General features: G+C 68.6%; 21 protein-coding genes and 1 tRNA gene. 8 read left to right on the top strand and 14 right to left on the bottom strand.

Translation table 11 applies throughout. The annotated features are described in order from the left end of the window. Positions 1-39 precede the first annotated feature (39 nt). The 5 genes from PcP3B5_RS27035 (at position 40) to PcP3B5_RS27015 (ending at position 5,386) form a co-directional block, all read left to right on the top strand. On the top strand, positions 40-666 hold the full coding sequence (locus PcP3B5_RS27035; RefSeq protein ID WP_009613255.1) for a formate dehydrogenase subunit gamma: 627 nt from the start codon (positions 40-42) through the stop codon (positions 664-666). Positions 667-851: 185 nt separating this feature from the next. Next, a complete protein-coding gene (gene fdhE, locus PcP3B5_RS27030) occupies positions 852-1,784 on the top strand; it encodes a formate dehydrogenase accessory protein FdhE (protein ID WP_061562876.1) in 933 nt (310 codons plus the stop codon). A 95-nt stretch (positions 1,785-1,879) separates the two neighbouring features. Continuing rightward, positions 1,880-3,286: an L-seryl-tRNA(Sec) selenium transferase gene (selA, locus tag PcP3B5_RS27025; protein WP_061562875.1), complete on the top strand. Its 1,407-nt coding sequence runs from the start codon at positions 1,880-1,882 to the stop codon at positions 3,284-3,286. Further along, entirely contained in the window at positions 3,283-5,208 is a 1,926-nt protein-coding gene (gene selB / locus PcP3B5_RS27020; RefSeq protein ID WP_061562874.1) for a selenocysteine-specific translation elongation factor, read from the top strand. The genes selA and selB overlap by 4 nt, the downstream gene beginning before the upstream one ends. A gap of 82 nt (positions 5,209-5,290) precedes the next feature. Then, positions 5,291-5,386, top strand: a tRNA-Sec gene (locus PcP3B5_RS27015). Positions 5,387-5,420: 34 nt separating this feature from the next. Here PcP3B5_RS27015 and PcP3B5_RS27010 read toward each other — a convergent pair. After that, positions 5,421-5,678 (bottom strand): hypothetical protein, encoded by a 258-nt coding sequence (locus PcP3B5_RS27010; RefSeq protein ID WP_024128108.1) that lies wholly within the window; start codon positions 5,676-5,678, stop codon positions 5,421-5,423. Between the two features lie 180 nt (positions 5,679-5,858). Here PcP3B5_RS27010 and PcP3B5_RS27005 point away from each other — a divergent pair, with 180 nt between their 5' ends. Further along, positions 5,859-6,155, top strand: coding sequence for a hypothetical protein (locus tag PcP3B5_RS27005; protein WP_061562873.1), 297 nt, complete (start codon positions 5,859-5,861; stop codon positions 6,153-6,155). 125 nt (positions 6,156-6,280) lie between these two features. On the opposite strand, the gene PcP3B5_RS31220 is transcribed toward PcP3B5_RS27005, so the two are convergent. The 4 genes from PcP3B5_RS31220 to PcP3B5_RS26990 form a co-directional block, all read right to left on the bottom strand. Next, entirely contained in the window at positions 6,281-6,610 is a 330-nt protein-coding gene (locus tag PcP3B5_RS31220; protein WP_082816422.1) for an excalibur calcium-binding domain-containing protein, read from the bottom strand. A gap of 131 nt (positions 6,611-6,741) precedes the next feature. Further along, positions 6,742-7,338 (bottom strand): GrpB family protein, encoded by a 597-nt coding sequence (locus tag PcP3B5_RS26995; protein ID WP_061562871.1) that lies wholly within the window; start codon positions 7,336-7,338, stop codon positions 6,742-6,744. A 64-nt stretch (positions 7,339-7,402) separates the two neighbouring features. Then, positions 7,403-7,579 carry a hypothetical protein gene (locus PcP3B5_RS31900; RefSeq protein ID WP_160336950.1) on the bottom strand — a complete coding sequence of 59 codons (177 nt, stop codon included), beginning with the start codon at positions 7,577-7,579 and terminating at the stop codon, positions 7,403-7,405. 171 nt (positions 7,580-7,750) lie between these two features. Beyond that, positions 7,751-8,425: a M15 family metallopeptidase gene (locus tag PcP3B5_RS26990; protein ID WP_061562870.1), complete on the bottom strand. Its 675-nt coding sequence runs from the start codon at positions 8,423-8,425 to the stop codon at positions 7,751-7,753. 191 nt (positions 8,426-8,616) lie between these two features. On the opposite strand from PcP3B5_RS26990, the gene PcP3B5_RS26985 reads away from it, so the two are divergent. Further along, the gene (locus tag PcP3B5_RS26985; RefSeq protein WP_009613245.1) at positions 8,617-10,242 is read left to right on the top strand and encodes a methyl-accepting chemotaxis protein; all 1,626 of its coding nucleotides are present in this window, start codon (positions 8,617-8,619) and stop codon (positions 10,240-10,242) included. Between the two features lie 7 nt (positions 10,243-10,249). Here PcP3B5_RS26985 and PcP3B5_RS26980 read toward each other — a convergent pair whose 3' ends face one another. The 9 genes from PcP3B5_RS26980 to PcP3B5_RS26940 all read right to left on the bottom strand — a co-directional run bounded on the left by PcP3B5_RS26980 (position 10,250) and on the right by PcP3B5_RS26940 (position 15,125). Beyond that, entirely contained in the window at positions 10,250-10,456 is a 207-nt protein-coding gene (locus PcP3B5_RS26980) for a hypothetical protein (RefSeq protein ID WP_009613244.1), read from the bottom strand. A gap of 72 nt (positions 10,457-10,528) precedes the next feature. Next, the gene (locus tag PcP3B5_RS26975) at positions 10,529-10,993 is read right to left on the bottom strand and encodes a glycine cleavage system protein H (RefSeq protein ID WP_061562869.1); all 465 of its coding nucleotides are present in this window, start codon (positions 10,991-10,993) and stop codon (positions 10,529-10,531) included. Continuing rightward, positions 10,990-11,364, bottom strand: a complete 375-nt coding sequence (locus PcP3B5_RS26970) for a DsrE family protein (RefSeq protein ID WP_043268786.1) — start codon at positions 11,362-11,364, stop codon at positions 10,990-10,992. Before PcP3B5_RS26970 ends, PcP3B5_RS26975 begins: the two co-directional genes overlap by 4 nt. Continuing rightward, on the bottom strand, positions 11,351-11,836 hold the full coding sequence (locus PcP3B5_RS26965; protein WP_061562868.1) for a GNAT family N-acetyltransferase: 486 nt from the start codon (positions 11,834-11,836) through the stop codon (positions 11,351-11,353). The genes PcP3B5_RS26970 and PcP3B5_RS26965 overlap by 14 nt, the downstream gene beginning before the upstream one ends. Beyond that, entirely contained in the window at positions 11,833-12,396 is a 564-nt protein-coding gene (locus tag PcP3B5_RS26960; RefSeq protein WP_061563341.1) for a DUF4136 domain-containing protein, read from the bottom strand. The genes PcP3B5_RS26965 and PcP3B5_RS26960 overlap by 4 nt, the downstream gene beginning before the upstream one ends. A 120-nt stretch (positions 12,397-12,516) precedes the next feature. Beyond that, positions 12,517-13,107 (bottom strand): DUF4136 domain-containing protein, encoded by a 591-nt coding sequence (locus PcP3B5_RS26955; RefSeq protein WP_061562867.1) that lies wholly within the window; start codon positions 13,105-13,107, stop codon positions 12,517-12,519. Between the two features lie 58 nt (positions 13,108-13,165). After that, positions 13,166-13,918: a methyltransferase gene (locus tag PcP3B5_RS26950; protein WP_061562866.1), complete on the bottom strand. Its 753-nt coding sequence runs from the start codon at positions 13,916-13,918 to the stop codon at positions 13,166-13,168. Further along, complete coding sequence (locus PcP3B5_RS26945; protein WP_061562865.1) at positions 13,911-14,219, bottom strand: MazG-like family protein; 309 nt, start codon at positions 14,217-14,219, stop codon at positions 13,911-13,913. The genes PcP3B5_RS26950 and PcP3B5_RS26945 overlap by 8 nt, the downstream gene beginning before the upstream one ends. A gap of 48 nt (positions 14,220-14,267) precedes the next feature. Next, on the bottom strand, positions 14,268-15,125 hold the full coding sequence (locus PcP3B5_RS26940) for a MaoC family dehydratase (RefSeq protein WP_061562864.1): 858 nt from the start codon (positions 15,123-15,125) through the stop codon (positions 14,268-14,270). A gap of 212 nt (positions 15,126-15,337) precedes the next feature. Here PcP3B5_RS26940 and PcP3B5_RS26935 point away from each other — a divergent pair, with 212 nt between their 5' ends. Continuing rightward, positions 15,338-16,330 (top strand): AraC family transcriptional regulator, encoded by a 993-nt coding sequence (locus PcP3B5_RS26935; protein ID WP_043268798.1) that lies wholly within the window; start codon positions 15,338-15,340, stop codon positions 16,328-16,330. Positions 16,331-16,336: the final 6 nt, after the last annotated feature.

Here is a 16,336-nt window from a genome sequence, read left to right as displayed (position 1 = left end):
TGGGGAGAGGGCGCTCGTCGGCCCTCAGAGGAGCCCAGCATGAAAAAAGACATCCAACGCTATACCGCCAACGAGCGCAGCAACCACTGGCTGGTGGCGATCTTCTTCATCCTCGCCGGCCTGTCGGGGCTGGCGCTGTTCCACCCGGCGCTGTTCTGGCTCAGCAGCCTGTTCGGCGGCGGGCCCTGGACGCGCATCCTGCACCCCTTCCTGGGGCTGGCGATGTTCGTGTTCTTCCTCGGCCTGGTGCTGCGCTTCGCCCACCACAACCTGCTCGACCGCAGCGACGTGCAGTGGCTGAAGCAGTGGCGCGACGTGGTCGGCAACCACGAGGAGAACCTCCCCGCGGTGGGCCGCTACAACGCCGGGCAGAAGCTGCTGTTCTGGACCCTGCTGCTGTGCATGCTGGTGTTGCTGGCGACCGGCCTGGTGATCTGGCGCCAGTATTTCAGCGCCTGGTTCGGCATCGAGGTCATCCGCCTGTCCGCGCTGCTGCATGCCTTCGCCGCCTTCGTGCTGATCAGCAGCATCATCGTGCACATCTACGCCGGCATCTGGGTCAAGGGCTCCATGGGCGCGATGCTCTATGGTTGGGTCAGCCGCGCCTGGGCGCGCAAGCACCACGCCGCCTGGCTGAAAAGCGTGGACAAGGGCGAGGGCCACTGACCGGGCCCACACCCCCCGTAGGATGGCGTTGAGCGCAGCGATACCCATCAATGGGACGAGCACAGTAATCCAACCCATGCACCGAACAATCCCCTCTCCCTTCAGGGAGAGGGCCAGGGAGAGGGAAAGGCGGCTGATCCAGACGATTCGCCCCATCCCTGAAACCACCGACCAAGGAGTCCTGCGTGCCAGGCCAAATCCTCGAACCCGGCCAGATCGAAGCCGCCGCCAACATCCCCCCCTTCCTCAAGCTGCCCTCGCCGCAACTCTTCACCCAGCGCGGCCAGCGCCTGCGCCAGCTCGCCGAAAGCCACCCCCTGGGCGACTACCTGAACCTGCTGGCCGAACTCTGCGACATCCAGCAGCACCTGCTCGACAACCCGCCACCGCTGCCCATGCCCGACGAAGCCGCCCTGCGCCGCAGCGTCGAGCACGGCATGCCGCCGCTGGGCTTCGAAGTGCTGGTGCGCGAAGGCGCCTGGCTGGCGCTGCTCGACCCGCTGCTGCAGGCCTTCGCCACCAGCCCCGCCAGCCCCATCGCCGATGCCCTGCAACAACTGCGCAAGGCCGACGCCGGCCAGCGCAAGGCCTGGGCCCTGGCCCTGCTCAACGGCCAGTTCGACCTGCTGCCGGCGGCCCTGGTGCCCTTCCTCGGCGCCACCCTGCAGGTCGCCTTCAGCCACTGGCTGCTGCGCCTGCCCGAAGGCCTGCTCAGCGAGCGCGAGGAACAGACCCTCTGCCCGGCCTGCGGCTCGCCGCCGGTGGCCGGCGTCATCCACAACCGCGGCAAGTACAACGGCCTGCGCTACCTGGCCTGCTCGCTGTGCTCCTGCCAGTGGCACTACGTGCGCATCAAGTGCAGCCACTGCCGGCAGAGCAAGGGCCTGTTCTACCTGTCCCAGCAGCACGACGACCGCGAGGTCATCCACGCCCCGCTGCGCGCCGAGGTCTGCCCCAACTGCCAGGCCTACCTCAAGCAGTGCTACCTGGAGCACGACGAAGCCGCCGAGCCCCAGGCCGACGACCTCGCCAGCCTGGCCCTGGACATCCGCCTGGCCGAGGAAGGCTACCTGCGCAGCGCGCCCAACCTGCTGCTGTCCCCCGGCGACGCAGACTGACCTAGACTGCATCCAGACCCCCGTAGGATGGGTTGAGGAGCCCGCGACGATACCCATCGCCTCCCCAACCCTCGAAGCACCAGACAGGACCGCGCATGACCTCCGCCCGCCTGCCCTCCATCGACCGCCTGCTGCGCAGCCCGGCCTGCGCACCCCTGCAACAGCGCTACGGCCGCGAAGCCCTGCTCGGCACCCTGCGCGACCTGCTCGACGAACTGCGCGAGCCGGCCCGCCACGGCCAGCTCGCCGCCGTGGAACTGAGCGAAGCGGTGCTCGCCGGCCGCGCCGGCGAACGCCTGGCCGCGCACCACGCCAGCCGCGTGCGCCGGGTGTTCAACCTCACCGGCACCGTGCTGCACACCAACCTCGGCCGCGCCCTGCTGCCGGACGAAGCCATCGAAGCCATCATAATGGCCGCGCGCTACCCGCTGAACCTGGAATTCGACCTGGCCAGCGGCAAGCGCGGCGACCGCGACGACCTCATCACCGGGCTGATCCGCGAATTGACCGGCGCCGAGGCGGTCACCGTGGTCAACAACAATGCCGCCGCCGTGCTGCTGGCGCTCAACAGCCTGGGCGCGCGCAAGGAAGGCATCATCTCCCGCGGCGAACTGATCGAGATCGGCGGCGCCTTCCGCATCCCCGACATCATGGCCCGCGCCGGGGTGAAACTGGTCGAGGTCGGCACCACCAACCGCACCCACGCCAAGGACTACGAAGCCGCCATCGGCCCGCGCTCGGGCCTGCTCATGCGCGTGCACACCAGCAACTACAGCGTGCAGGGCTTCACCGCCAGCGTCGCCACCGGCGACCTCGCCGGCATCGCCCACGCCCACGGCCTGCCGCTGCTGGAAGACCTGGGCAGCGGCACCCTGGTGGACCTGACGCGCTGGGGCCTGCCCAAGGAACCGACCGTGCAGGAAGCCCTGAAGGACGGCGCCGACATCGTCACCTTCAGCGGCGACAAACTCCTCGGCGGCCCCCAGGCCGGGCTCATCCTCGGCAGCAGGGAACTGATCGGGCGGATCAAGAAGAACCCGCTCAAGCGCGCCCTGCGCGTGGACAAGCTGACCCTCGCCGCTCTGGAAGCCGTGCTCGGCCTGTACCGCGACCCCGACCGCCTGGCCGAACGCCTCACCACCCTGCGCCTGCTCAGCCGCCCGCAGGCCGACATCCAGGCCCAGGCCGCGCGCCTGGCGCCGCTGCTCGCCGCGCAACTGGGCGCCGGCTGGGCGGTGAGCGCGGAAGCCGCTCTGGGCATGATCGGCAGCGGCGCCCAGCCGGTGGCACGCCTGCCCAGCGCCGCCCTGGCCCTGCGCCCGCAAAGCAACAAACGCCTGCGTGGCCGCGCCCTGCGCGAGCTGGAAGAACGCCTGCGCAGCCTGCCGATCCCGGTGCTCGGGCGCATCGACGACGACACCCTGTGGCTCGACCTGCGCCAGCTCGACGACGAGGCCGCCTTCCTCGCGCAACTGCCGCTGCTGGCGGAGGGCGAGGCTTGATCGTCGGCACCGCCGGGCACATCGACCACGGCAAGACCGCCCTGCTGCGGGCCCTCACCGGCGTGGAAGGCGACCGCCGCCCGGCCGAGCGCGAACGCGGCATCACCATCGACCTGGGCTACGTCTACGCCGACCTCGGCGACGGCGCGCTGACCGGCTTCATCGACGTGCCCGGCCACGAACGCTTCGTCCACAACATGCTGGCCGGCGCCAGCGGCATCGACCTGGTGCTGCTGGTGGTGGCCGCCGACGACGGCGTGATGCCGCAGACCCGCGAACACCTGGCCATCGTCGAACTGCTCGGCATCCCCCGGGCCCTGGTGGCCCTGAGCAAGGCCGACCGCGTCAGCCCGCAGCGCCTGGCCGAGGCCCGCGCCGAAGTGGAAAGCCTGCTGGCCGCGGGGCCGCTGGCCGGCGCGCCGGTCTACCCGGTTTCCAGCGTCACGGGGGAGGGCGTGGACGCCCTGCGCCAGGCCCTGGCCACGGCTGCCCGCGAGGTCCATGAGCGCTCCAGCCAGGGCGGCTTCCGCCTGGCCGTGGACCGCGCCTTCAGCGTCAGCGGCGCCGGCCTGGTGGTCACCGGCACGGCCTTCTCCGGCAGCGTGAAGGTGGGCGACGAACTCCTTCTCGGCAACGCCGGCCGCCCGGTGCGCGTGCGCGGCCTGCACGCCCAGAACCGCGCCGCCGAACAGGCCCACGCCGGCCAGCGGGTGGCGGTCAACATCGCCGGCGAACGCCTGGGCCCGGACCAGGTGAAACGCGGCGACTGGCTGCTGACGCCGGAACTGCACGCGCCCACCACCCGCATCGACATCGACCTGCAGCTGCTCCCCGGCGAACCCCGCGCCCTGGCCCACTGGACGCCGCTGCACGTGCACCTGGGCGCCCAGGACGTCACCGGCCGCGTCGCCCTGCTGGAAGACGAACGCCTGGCGCCGGGCGAAAGAGCCTTCGCGCAGCTCGTGCTGAACGCTCCCGTGCAAACCGTGCACGGCGACCGCCTGGTGCTGCGCGACCAATCCGCCCAGCGCACCCTCGGCGGCGGCCGCGTGCTCGACCCCTTCGCCCCGGCCCGCAACCGCCGCAGCCCCGAACGCCTGGCACAACTCCAGGCCCTGCGCGGCGAAGGCCTGGAACAGGCCCTGCCGGTGCTGCTGCAACACGCCGACAACGGCCTGGACCCCAAACTGCTGGCCCGCCAATTCAACCGCCCCCGGGCAAGCTGGCGACTGCCTGCCGAACTGCTGGAAATCCCCACCCGTGGCGGCCCGCGCCTGTTCACCGCCGAACGCTGGCACGCCCTGGGCGAACAACTGCTGCAAGCCCTGGCCCGCTTCCACGTCGAACAACCCGACGAACTCGGCCCCGACCGCGACCGCCTGCGCCGCTACGCCTTCGCGCAACTGGAACGCCCGATCTTCATCGCCCTGCTGGAACAGACCCTGGCCAGCCAGACCGTGGAAAGCAGCGGCCCCTGGCTGCACCTGCCGGACCACCGCGTGCAACTGGGCGCCGAAGACGAAGCCCTGCGCGAACGCATCCGCCCCCTGCTGCAAGCCGGCGCCTACGACCCGCCGTGGACCCGCGACCTGGCCCGCGAACTGCAAGTCGACGAAGCCGCCATGCGCCTGCTGCTACGCAAACTCGCCCGCCTCGGCCAACTGCACCAAGTGGTGAAAGACCTGTTCTACCCCGACGAAACCCTCCGCCAACTGGCCCGACAAGCCCTGCAACTCCACACCGAACAAGGCCTGATCCGCGCCGCCGCCTTCCGCGACCGCATCGGCATAGGCCGCAAGCGCAGCATCCAGCTACTGGAATACTTCGACCGCATCGGCTTTACCCGGCGGTTCGGCAATGAGCGGAGGGTTCGGGAGGATTCGGCGTTGGCGCTGCAGGCCACGGAAAATTCGGAGATATGACAACCGCAGGCTGTGGCCAGCGTCGACACAAAGATGGCAACATCCAAGCGCCACTCTCTGGCGCAAAGGCGCAAGCCAACACGGAAGGCAATCACGCCCGGTGGCGTGGCCGGGCTTCAAACCCGGTGGGGGACGGCAGCCGTTCCTGGGTGAGTTCGACTCTCACTGCCTTCCGCCACTTCCCTCCACTTCTGTCTTTGCTGCGATAACTTTCAGGTTTCGCTGGCTGTCGCCTTGTCGTCGATTACCTGCAGGCTGTGGATATCGCTCCATAACAGCTCTTCCGGAAAACGTCGTGGGTCTTTTGGATCGCGGACCAGGAAGTAGGGGCGTTCATCCTCCAGCGTCAGTGCTACCCCTACGATGCGCACGCGGTAGCTTTCCCGGTAGGGTGCCTCGTGCAGGGGAACGTCCACATCGATGGTCTTGCCCAACATAGCCATGGCAGTAGAAGCGTCGAATTTGATCATCGCGAATTTCATCCGTGAGATGCCTAGTGCGACCAGGCTGTGAGTACTTCCACATGCTCAGCCTTTACTGCACTATGCAAGGTGGTGTTTTGATTTAACTCGAGTCAATTTAGCTCTAGTCGAAATTGATCTTATTTGGCTTGAGTCATTTTGGCTATAGCTTATATAGATGAATTTCTTATGATCAAAGAGCGCGTCATAACCATTCTCTCGTGGACAGACATACGCCTCCCCAAGCTTGAGGAAATGACAGGCATTAGCCGGTACACCTGGAGCAACCTGAAGAACCCTTCGAAAAACCGGGAGATCAAGGAAGAGGAAATCCTGGCCATCGCCAAGGTATTTCCTCAGTTTCGCTGGTGGATTTTGACGGGGGAGGTAATGCCAGAGATTGGCCAGACGAGCCCTGGCTATGAAGAGGAGGGGGCTGATCGAAGCTCCTCTCCTGGGGCGCGCGCGGACTCATCCGACTCGTAAGGAAGCCGGCTGGGAACGAACGTCTGGCTGTCGCACCCGTAGGATGGCGTTGAGCGCAGCGATACCCATCATTGGCGGCGTGGGTTCACGCCCCGGCCTGGCGTTGGTTGCCCGGCCCAATCACGCTACATCCTGCACCACTGTTCCTCGCAGGGAATCCCATCCCCGTCCCCATCCATCTTCATCCCCGGACAACTGCGTAGAAACGCCTTGGCCTCGGCGCAGGAGGTCATTTGCGAGCAGTACTTGCGGCCATCGCAGCGGACATTGAGAGCAGGGCTGGCGGGTGTGGTGTTTGCCGCCGGCGGCATCAGGTCGGTGGTCGGTTCGTCGGTATCTTCCGCGACGCTCATCGGAGCTGGCTTTGAGCGGGAGAAATGGTTCTGCCAGGACGGGTTGTCCATGTACTGCCAGGCGAGCAGGGCGAGGGCGATCAGCAGAATCCATTTCTTCATGAGGTTCACCGAGTCCTGGGGGATGGGCGGATTCTAGTGGCGAACCCGCAGGCATTGCACCACGTAGGATGGCGTTGAGCGCAGCGATACCCATCATCGACCGCATGGGTATCGCTGGCGCTCAACCCATCCTACGTCCTGGCTCCCTGTACCGATCCACCTGAGTCGCGGCCCTCTTGCAGGGCCTTGCCCAGTATCCGGGCCACCAGCTCGTCCTTGCCTTGCGTGTAGGCCTCGCGGTCGGTGGGGAAGCGTTCTGCCAGTTGTTCCTTGAGGCGTTGGTATTCGGCTGCGTCCTGTGGATGGTTGCGCAACCAGTTGCGGAAGATCAGGTGGCGGTTGGCGTCGGCCAGGTTCATGACGTGGACGTGGTGGGTTCTGCCCTGGCCCCGGGGTGGCATGCCCTTGACGAAGAACATCCGCTGCGGCGCAGGGTTGTCGCGCCAGTATTGGTAGCCGAGGGCTTCCAGCGGGGCGACCAGGCTTTGCCAGTCGGCGTCGGGCGGGGGCAGCAGGAGGATGTCGATGATCGGCTTGGCCTTCAGGCCGGGCACCGCCGTGCTGCCGAAGTGTTCGATCTTCAGGCCGGGTAGGGCCAGGGCGCTGGCGATGGCGTCGGCTTCCTCGGCGAAGCGCCGGGGCCAGTCCGGGTTGGCTTCGGCCAATTCGATGCGGTCGGCTTCGGCGTTGCTCCAGCGTTGGCCGTCGAAGGTGGGGGGCTGGGTCATGGGGTGTCCTGGCTGAGAGGCTGTCGTTCGACGTTCGGGCCGGTGCGCAGGTTCATCGTCGTTGTTAGGGCTTCTTCCTCTGTTCCTTGATTCGGTTGCGCTGGTGCTCGAAGAAGGCCGCATCGGCGTGCTCTGTGGGAGCGGATTCGGCGCCGGCCAGAAGGCGGTTTCGCAAGCGATGGCGGTCTTGCGTCCTTTGATCGCTGGCGTGTGGGTTGGTCTGGTCGTCGACGGTGCTCATGGGTCTTCCCGTTTGCAGGTTTGGGCTGAGCCTATTCCTGAGGTGGGCGGGTTGGCCATGCTCTTGTAGGAGCGAGCTCGCTCGCGAACCGCCTCAACTCCGCAATCAGCGGATAACACGTTCGCGAGCAAGAACTAGGCGTCCCCCTCGCTCCTACGAAAAGCTGGCAGGCTATTTCACGGGGAAGTCGAAGGCGGTGTTGGGATACGGCTCCTGCTTCAGCGTGTAGTGCCACCACTCGTTGGCGTAGGGTTCGAAGCCGTGGCGTTGCATGGCGCTGCGCAGGGTTTCGCGGTTGCGCGTCTGTTGCACGCTGATCAGGTTGGTGCCGTGGTGGGAGATGGGGCCGAAGAAGTCGAAGTGGCTGCCCATGTCCAGTTCCTGGCCGGTGCTGGCGTCGACCAGGGTGAGGTCCACGGTGCTGCCGCGGCAGTGGGCGGATTTCCTGGCGATGTAGCCGTCGCGGAACAGCGCCGCCTTGTCCAGGTGCGGGTAGTAGCGGTCCTTGGTGCGGGTGTCGGCCAGGTCCGCGGCCCAGCGCTGGAAGTGGGCCACGGCGCGTTGCGGGCGGTAGCCGTCGAAGAGTTTCAGTTGCAGGCCGCTGAGGGCGACGTCGCGCTCCACTTCGGCCAGGGCCGTGGCCGCTTCCTTCGTGAGGATCACCCGTGGGCTTTCGTAGCCGTCGATGCGGCTGCCGACGAAGTTGTCGCCGCTGTAGTAGCGCGCTTCGTAATGGGCGTGCTGCAGCACCTGGTCGAGGTAGACGAAGCCGGGTTGCGCCGGCTGGTCGGCGTTGGCGCCGAGGCTGGCCAGCAGCAGGAGCAGGGCGAGGGCGTGGCGGAGCATCCGGCCTCCCGGGCGTGGGGTTTCTTTCACCCTAGCAGCCCTTTCCTGCGACGCATCTCTCTAAATGGCGGGATTTTTCCTACTTAATCCTCAGGTCCAGTTACCCCCTGGCGGGCCGATCCATTCGCCGAGACGAGCGGATCGCGGTTGTGCGGTCCGCGCACGAGTTCGAGCAGCCCAGGAGAGATGCGATGCTCAACCAGATCCGCGTACGTACCCGCCTGCTGTCGCTGGCGTTCCTGCCCCTGCTGGTGCTGGCCGGGGTGATGGCGCTGGCGGCGTACAACGCCGACCAGCTCAACGATGATTTCGACGAGCTGTTCAACGACCGCATGCGCCCGGTGAACCGGCTCAACCTGATCTCCAACGCCTATGCGGTGAACATGGTGGATGCGCTGCACAAGTACCGCTCCGGGGTGATCGACGTGGACGTCTTGCGCGGCGCCATCGGCGAGGCGCGCAAGACCATCGCGGACTCCTGGCGCCTGGTGCAGGACAGCAAGATGACCGATGCCGAGCAGCAGATGGTGGCCGGCATCCGCGCGCGCATGGCCGCGGTGGACAAGCTGGTGGACACGCTGCAGGAACAGACCGACGGCAGCCTGCGCGGCGAGAGCGACGCCAGCTTCATCCGGCGCCTGTATGCGGCCTTCGACCCGCTGGGGGATGCGCTGGAGGAACTGGCCCAGCTGCAGGTCCGCGAGGGCGAAAGGCTGAGCCAGGCCTCCACCGCGCGTTACCAGGCGATGAAGGCCAGCTTCGTGGCCATCGCCGTGGTGGTGCTGGTCGGCATGCTGCTGTTCAGCCTGCTGGTCAGCCGCTCGATCAACCGCCCGCTGGAACAATTGGGCCGGACCATCGCCACGGTGCAGCGCAATTCCGACCTGAGCCTGCGCGCCGAGGCCGTGGGCCGCGACGAGCTGGCGCAGACCGCCCAGGCCTTCAACACCATGCTCGAACACTTCCAGCGGCTGATCCGCCACCTGGGCGGCGCCTCGGTGCAGCTGGCCAGCGCGTCGGAGGAGATGAGCGCCATCAGCGCCCAGGTCAGCGATGCCGCCAACGGCCAGGGCGACCAGACCGCCATGGTCGCCACCGCCGTGCACGAGATGAGCGCCGCGGTGCAGCAGGTGGCGGAGAACGCCCTGGACATGGCGCGGGTGGCCGAGGACGTGCGCCGCGAGGCGCACCAGGGCACCGAGCTGGTGGAGGCCAACCTGGGCGCCATCGAGCGTCTGTCGCAGGCGGTGCAGGAGAGCGCCGAGGTGATCGACCGCCTGCACAGCCAGAGCGACGAGATCGGCAGCGTGCTGGGGGTGATCCAGAGCATCGCCGAGCAGACCAACCTGCTGGCGCTCAACGCCGCCATCGAGGCGGCGCGGGCCGGCGAGGCCGGGCGCGGGTTCGCCGTGGTGGCCGACGAGGTGCGCAGCCTGGCGAGCAACACGCAGAAGGCCACCGAGTCGATCCGCGGCATGATCGATTCGCTGCAGAGCGGCGCGCGCCAGGCGGTGGGCGTGATGCAGGAGTCCCGCGAGCGGGCCGGGGACAGCGTGCGGCATTCGCGCGAATCCGGCGAGGCGCTGCGGCACATCGCCAATGCCATCGACCGCATCGCCGACGGCAACGCGCAGATTTCCACCGCCACCGAGGAGCAGACGGCGGTGGCCCATGAGATCAGCCAGAACATCACCCAGCTCAACGACAGCATCCAGAGCGTGGTGGAGAACGCCGAGCAGAGCGCCGCGGCGAGCCTGGAGCTGGCCCGCCTGGCGGTCGAGCAACAGCAGCAGCTGGCGGGCTTCCGGGTGGACTAGGACTGCCTCACTGGCCCATCAGCAGGCGCTGCTGCTGGGACGAGAAGCCGCCCTGTTGCTGGAACTGCGCGCCCATCATGGGCTGCCGTTCGACGTCGTCGAGGCCGAAGGATTCCTTCACCGGCGACTCGATGGCGCCGAGGTTGTAGCTGCTCTGCCCGGCACAGCCGGAGAGGGCGAGCAGGGCGAGGACGAGCGCGGGAAGCCGGGGCATGGTGGACTCCTTCTGTGGGGGAGCTTGCGGATCGCACAGCCTAGGCCGGCGAAGCTTATGGCTGGCTTAAGCTCAGTCGCGGCGCAGGGCCTGGACGTCGTTGCCTTCGGGGTCGAAGGCATCCAGGCGCATGCGTTCGGCGAAGGCCTCCAGCGCCGCCTGGCCGCTGACGAAGCCGGCCTTGGCGGAGGCCCAGTCGTCCGGGCGCAGGCGCACCATCCAGCCTTCGCCGTAGCAGTCGAGGTTGATCAGCCCTGGGCGGCGCTGCACTTCCTCGTTGCTCACCAGCAGGGTGCCGGCCAGCGGGCAGCGCGCCGAGGAGGCGGCCTTGGCGAATTCCACTACGCCGAAGCTGCGGTCGCGCTCGATGTGCCAGCCATCGCGCTTGGGGGTGAAGGCGAAGATCTGCCCGTAGAGCGCGCAGCCATAGGCGCTCAGGCCGAGGGTCACGGCGCCGTCGGCTTCTTCGCGCAGCCACAGGTTGTAGTCCGGGGCGTAGAGCAGGTCGTCGGGGAACTCCAGGCCGTGCAGTTTCACAGGGTCAGCACCCGGTCGTATTCGAGGATCATCCGCGCCAGTTCGCCGCCGCTGGCGATTTCGTCGATTTCGCCGATCAGCGCGCTTTCGTCGATGGGCACGCCGGGGGCGCGGCACATCAGCAGGCGCGCGCCGGCTTCCTTGGCCTGCTGGATGAAGTGGCTGAGCGGTTCGCCGCCAGGGGCGGCGTAGAGGTTGTCCACCACGTCCTGGCGCGCCAGCTGCACGCCTTCGCCGCTGAGGAAGAGCGTCACCTCGGCGTCCATGCAGGCCAACAGGGTGGCGGTGTAGAAGGGCGCGGCGCAGCGCGCCGGGGTGCTCGGGCCGCTGCTGACGATGATCAGCACGCGCTGGATATCAGGCCGGTTCAAGGGCTTTCTCCATCTGCACCAGGGCCACGCGGCGGCCGTCCGGCGCCTGGCGCTCGACGATGCCCACCGGGCGATAGCCCAGGCCGGCGTAGAGCAGCAGGCCGCCGGCGTTGTCGTTGAAGCAGGAGATTTTCATCAGCGGTGCAGCGTAGTCGCGCCGGGCGAGGTCTTCCATGACGCCGATCAGGTAGCGCGCCACGCCGTGCCCGCGGGCCCAGGGCGCGACCATCATGTTGCCCAGCGCGCAGTACTCGCCGGGCAGGCTCTGGTAGAAGTTGGCGAAGCCGGCGGCGCGGCCGTCGAGCAGAGCCAGGGTGCTGGCGCGGCGCTCGGCCACGGCGGCGGCCAGCTGTTCGACGCCGAACGGCCAGCGGGCCTTGGGGTAGGCGTAGAAGAGTTCGTCGGCGCTACGCACGAAGCCGGCCACCTCGGCGAGGTCGCCGGCTTCCACGGGGCGATGCTGCAGGCTCATCCGCGCGGCGGGTACTGGGCGAGGACCTTCTGCACGGTCTCGCGGATCGCCGCTTCACGCTCGGCCGGGGTCGGCGGGCTGCTGCGCATGATCTGCTCGCCGCTGCCGCGCCACACCAATTTGCCGTCCTTGCCGTCGAGCAGGTCGACCTGGATGGTGGCGACCTTGTAGGTCACTGTGCGCGACTCGGCCATCGCCGGGCCGCCCCAGTAGCCGCCCCAATAACCGTTCCAGTAGCCGCCGGTGTAGGTGGTGACCTGGTCCTGGCGCTGGTCGACGATCAGGTAGGCGCGCACCGTCACGTCGGGCGCGGCGCTGCCCTGGGTCGGGCGCAGGCCGCGCTGGTCGAGCTGGTCGGCCACCGCCGAGCGGATGCGCTGCTCGGTGAGGTCGCTCTTGATGCGCGGGTCGTCCGGGCGGTATTCGAAGGCCGGCTGCGCCCAGGCCCAGCTGCGGTACGCGGCGAAGTCGCGGCTGGAATCGTAGTCGCGGCTGAGGTTGACGGTCTCACAGGCGGCCAGGCCCAGCAGCAGGCCCAGCAACAACAGACGGCGGATCATGATCGGCATACTCCAGGCAGAGTCTTCATCGAAGCTCAGCGCGTGCGTAAAGGCAAGTGGCGGAATGCCTCGAAACGGCCCTATTCCGCAGTTTTCTGGCAGCAAAGCCGGACAAGCGCCTCAGTGCGGCGGGTAGCCCGACAGCGCCTTGCGCACCGCTTCGCGCAGCCCGCGGGCCTGTTCGCTCTGGTTGCCGCTGGGCTGGTATTCGGCCGAGGCCACCCAGACGGCGTGGTTGTCGCGGGCGTCGTACAGCTCGATACGCACCACGTTGACCTGCACTATGTAGGTCCGCGTCACCGGGATGGAGGCGCCGTACCAGGGATCGTTCCAGCCGCCGTAGTAGCCGCCGCCGTAGTAGTCGGTGACCTGGCGGGTGCGCTGCTCGCTGCTGACCCGCGCGCTCACGCGCAGGTCCGGCGTGGCGCCGGGGCGCGCCGGGCGCAGGCCGACCTGGTCGAGGCCTTCGCTGACCGCGTCCTGCAGCGAGCTGCCGTAGGTGGTGGCGCCGCTGGGCGCGCCGGTCCAGTTCCACGAGCGGTAGCGGCCGTAGTCCGGCGGCGCGGCCGGGTAGGCGCCGGGGTCGAAGCCCGGGGCGCTGGCCTGGGCTGGCACCGGGGGCGGCGGTAGCGACTGGCTGGTGTAGGGGTTGTGGCTCTGGCAGGCGGCCAGCGCGGCGAGCAGCGGCAGCAGGATCAGGCGTGGCGACATGCGGGGCTCCCGCCTGCGCCGGGGCGCTGGCGACGACGGTGATGGGGCGATTGTGCACCTATTCGCGCGGGCGGCACAGCCAGTGCAGGTAGCGGCCCAGGCCGGCGAAGGCCGGGTGGCGGCGGTAGGCCAGTTCCATTTCCACCAGGTCCAGGGGCTCGGCCTTGTGCTGGAATTCCTGCGGCATGTAGTCGTGGAACACCCGCACGCCGCTGCGCGCCTCGATGTTCCAGGCATCCGTCATGGCCGCTTCCAGTTCGCGCGGGTCCAGCGGCTGCTGCGGCGTCAGGCTCTGGCCTTCGCCGGCGAAGCGCTGCTTGCGCAGCTTGCGGAAGTGGCCCTTGAGCAGGTTGCGGTAGATGAGCGCGTCGCGGTTGTAGAAGGCCAGCGACAGCCAGCCGTCGCGGGCGGTCAGCTGGTGCAGCACGGGGAGGATGGCCTGGGGCTCGGCCAGCCATTCCAGCACGGCGTGGCACAGCACCAGGTCGTAGGGTTCGTCGAGCTGGCCGAGCAGCGCCTGCCAGGGCGCCTCGATGAAGGTGGCCGCGCGGCCGGCCTCGGCGAAGCGCTGGCGGGCGCCTTCGAGCATGGGCGCGGCGGGGTCGGCGAGGGTCACCTGGTGGCCGCGCTCGGCCAGCCACAGCGCCATGTGGCCCAGGCCGGCGCCTATGTCGAGCACGCGCAGCGGGCGCTCGGGCAGCGCTTCGGCCAGGTCGGCCTGCAGCACGGCCAGGCGAATGGCGCCCTTGGCGCCGCCGTAGATCTTCTCGGCGAAGCGCGTGGCCAGTTCGTCGAAATGCCGGTCAGCCATGCACGAAGCGCCTTTCGCTGTCGGCCAGCTTGGCGCGCACCGCCTGGTCCATGTCCAGGCCCAGTTCGGCGCAGAGCAGCAGCAGGTAGAGGACGATGTCGCCGACCTCCTGGCCGGCGTGGGCGAGCTTGTCGGCGGGCAGCTGGCGCGACTCGTCCTCGCTCAGCCACTGGAAGATTTCCACCAGCTCGGCCATTTCCACGCTGGCGGCCATGGCCAGGTTCTTCGGGCTGTGGAAGCGCTTCCAGTCGTTGTGGTCGCGGATCGCGTGCAGGCGCGCGGTGAGTTCGTCGAGGTTCATCGGGGGCTCCTTGGGAGCCCCATAGCTTCCGGCTTCAGCGGCGCCGCATCAAGCGTCGAGCGGTTTCCAGGCGCCGGCCATGTGCGGCAGGCCGTCCTCGCCGCGCAGGGCGAACTGCCCGGCCGGGGCCACCTCGCTGGCCAGCAGGGTGACGCTGGAGGGCAGCAGCACCGGCTTCTGGAAGCGCACTTCCACCTGGTAGCCGGCCGCCGGCAGGCGCTCGCCCAGGGCCGCCAGGCTGCGCGCCTTGTTCCACAGGCCATGGGCGATGGCGCGGGGGAAGCCGAACAGCCTGGCGCTGGCCGCCGACAGGTGGATGGGGTTGTAGTCGCCGGCCACGCGGGCATAGCGCCGGCCGATGTCCGCCGGGCATTGCCAGTGGTCGATCTGTTCCAGCGGCAGCTCGGGCTGCTCCTCGCGTTCCGGCGGCGTGCCTTCCAGGCGCATGCCGCGGAACAGCAGGCGGCTGTCGCCTTCCCAGAGCAGGCCGAGCTGGTCGTGCAGCTGGGTGATCAGGCTGAAGGTCACGCCCTTGTCGTGGGGCTGCAGGTCGGCCACCCGCACGCTGGCCTGGAACGGGCCCAGGCCGCCGAGGGGGCGCAACACGCTGATACGGTTCTCCAGGTGCACCAGGCCCAGCAGCGGGAAGGGGAAGCGGGCGTCGGTGAGCAGGCCCATCTGCAGGCCGAAGGCGAGGATGTGCGGGTAGGTCGGCGGCAGCAGGTGGTCGTTCCTGAAGCCGCACACCTGGCGGTAGTGCTCCAGGTTCCGGGCGTCGACCATCACCGGCGCCCGCACGCCGCGGGTGGGCAGGCTGCGGCCGCGCAGGCCGCGGCGCACGGCGGCGCGCAGGAACAGGCCGGGCAGGGCGGGTGGGGCGGACAGGTCCAGCCAGTCTTTGGGCATTCGGAATCTCCTGAGCGGTATTGCCTTCAGCTTAGCCGCCGGGCCCGGCCGGGCATTGGCCGGGGCGGGGCGGCGTGGCGGCAGGCCGGTCAATCGGCGGCTCTGGCATGGGGCTTGTGGATAATTCGACCGCTGCCATGGCGTGTTACTTGAGAGGCGGTAGGAAAGCTGCCTAAGATGGGCCCGCTTCATGGATAACCAGAATAAATACCATGCACGATCTGACCGACGATGTGGCGCTGATGCGCCCGGTGATCGACGCGCTGCGCGCCAGCGGCAGCGATCCCGACCGTGTGCTCGCCCGGGTTGGCCTGCCGCCGGGCGCCCTGCCGGCCGGGCGCTTCCCGCATAGCGCGCAGAACCTGTTCTGGAAGGCCGCCGCCGAGGAATGCGGCGAGGAGCACGTCGGCCTGTACCTGGCCGGGCACCTGCCGGCCTTCCACGGCCTGCTGCTGGAATACCTGTTCCTCTCCAGCGCCACCTTCGGCGAGGGCCTGCGCCACGCACTGCGCTATGTGCGCCTGCTCTCCGACACACTCAACGCCCGCCTGGAAGTGGAGGGCGAGCGCGCCGTGCTGCTGCTCGGCCACAGCGCCGGGACCAACCGGCACTTCCCGGAAATGCTCGCCGGCGCGGTGATCCGCCTGTTCCACGCGCTCACCGAGGGCGACTTCCGGCCCCATGAGGTGGAGCTGATGCACGGCGAGGGCGCCCCTGCCGAACGTTATCGACAGGTCTACGGCTGCCCGGTGCGCCTGGGCGCCGAGCGCTACGCCCTGGTCTTCGACGCCGCGGTGCTGGACAAGCCCTCGCGCCACGCCGCGCCGGAGCTGCTGCGCATGCACGAGTCGCTGGCGCGCCGGCAACTGGCCGAGGTGGAACGCCTGGACCTGGTGCGCAAGGTGCGCGAGCTGATCGGCGAGCTGCTGGTGGACGGCGGCGCCACCCTGGAGCAGGTCGCCGCACGCCTGGACATGCCGGCCCGGCGCCTGCGCGAACGCCTGGCCATGGCCGGGGTGCGCTTCAACGACCTGGTCACCGACTACCGTTGCCGGTTGGCCAAGGAGCTGCTGCTGAAGACCGACGAGCGTATCGAGGTGATCGTCGAGCGTACCGGCTTCTCAGAGCCGAGCACCTTCTACCGCGCCTTCAAGCGCTGGGTGGGGGAGACGCCGGTGGAGTTTCGCAAGCGCGGGAAGGTTTGAGAGGGA

The organism is Pseudomonas citronellolis, assembly GCF_001586155.1.
GTDB lineage: Bacteria > Pseudomonadota > Gammaproteobacteria > Pseudomonadales > Pseudomonadaceae > Pseudomonas > Pseudomonas citronellolis.
Note: the sequence above shows the minus strand (reverse complement) of the source record. Positions and strands in the feature narration are given on the sequence as shown.

What these genes read in the sequence shown, in the direction of transcription:
- PcP3B5_RS27035 (WP_009613255.1), top strand. Translation starts at nt 40, where the DNA reads ATGAAAAAAGACATCCAACGCTATACCGCCAACGAGCGCAGCAACCAC.
- PcP3B5_RS26985 (WP_009613245.1), top strand. Translation starts at nt 8,617, where the DNA reads ATGCTCAACCAGATCCGCGTACGTACCCGCCTGCTGTCGCTGGCGTTC.
- selA (WP_061562875.1), top strand. Translation starts at nt 1,880, where the DNA reads ATGACCTCCGCCCGCCTGCCCTCCATCGACCGCCTGCTGCGCAGCCCG.
- PcP3B5_RS26960 (WP_061563341.1), bottom strand. Translation starts at nt 12,396, where the DNA reads ATGATCCGCCGTCTGTTGTTGCTGGGCCTGCTGCTGGGCCTGGCCGCC.
- PcP3B5_RS26945 (WP_061562865.1), bottom strand. Translation starts at nt 14,219, where the DNA reads ATGAACCTCGACGAACTCACCGCGCGCCTGCACGCGATCCGCGACCAC.
- PcP3B5_RS31220 (WP_082816422.1), bottom strand. Translation starts at nt 6,610, where the DNA reads ATGAAGAAATGGATTCTGCTGATCGCCCTCGCCCTGCTCGCCTGGCAG.
- PcP3B5_RS27005 (WP_061562873.1), top strand. Translation starts at nt 5,859, where the DNA reads ATGATCAAAGAGCGCGTCATAACCATTCTCTCGTGGACAGACATACGC.
- PcP3B5_RS26980 (WP_009613244.1), bottom strand. Translation starts at nt 10,456, where the DNA reads ATGCCCCGGCTTCCCGCGCTCGTCCTCGCCCTGCTCGCCCTCTCCGGC.
- PcP3B5_RS26965 (WP_061562868.1), bottom strand. Translation starts at nt 11,836, where the DNA reads ATGAGCCTGCAGCATCGCCCCGTGGAAGCCGGCGACCTCGCCGAGGTG.
- PcP3B5_RS26935 (WP_043268798.1), top strand. Translation starts at nt 15,338, where the DNA reads ATGCACGATCTGACCGACGATGTGGCGCTGATGCGCCCGGTGATCGAC.
- PcP3B5_RS31900 (WP_160336950.1), bottom strand. Translation starts at nt 7,579, where the DNA reads ATGAGCACCGTCGACGACCAGACCAACCCACACGCCAGCGATCAAAGG.
- PcP3B5_RS26995 (WP_061562871.1), bottom strand. Translation starts at nt 7,338, where the DNA reads ATGACCCAGCCCCCCACCTTCGACGGCCAACGCTGGAGCAACGCCGAA.
- PcP3B5_RS26940 (WP_061562864.1), bottom strand. Translation starts at nt 15,125, where the DNA reads ATGCCCAAAGACTGGCTGGACCTGTCCGCCCCACCCGCCCTGCCCGGC.
- PcP3B5_RS26955 (WP_061562867.1), bottom strand. Translation starts at nt 13,107, where the DNA reads ATGTCGCCACGCCTGATCCTGCTGCCGCTGCTCGCCGCGCTGGCCGCC.
- PcP3B5_RS27010 (WP_024128108.1), bottom strand. Translation starts at nt 5,678, where the DNA reads ATGATCAAATTCGACGCTTCTACTGCCATGGCTATGTTGGGCAAGACC.
- PcP3B5_RS26990 (WP_061562870.1), bottom strand. Translation starts at nt 8,425, where the DNA reads ATGCTCCGCCACGCCCTCGCCCTGCTCCTGCTGCTGGCCAGCCTCGGC.
- PcP3B5_RS26950 (WP_061562866.1), bottom strand. Translation starts at nt 13,918, where the DNA reads ATGGCTGACCGGCATTTCGACGAACTGGCCACGCGCTTCGCCGAGAAG.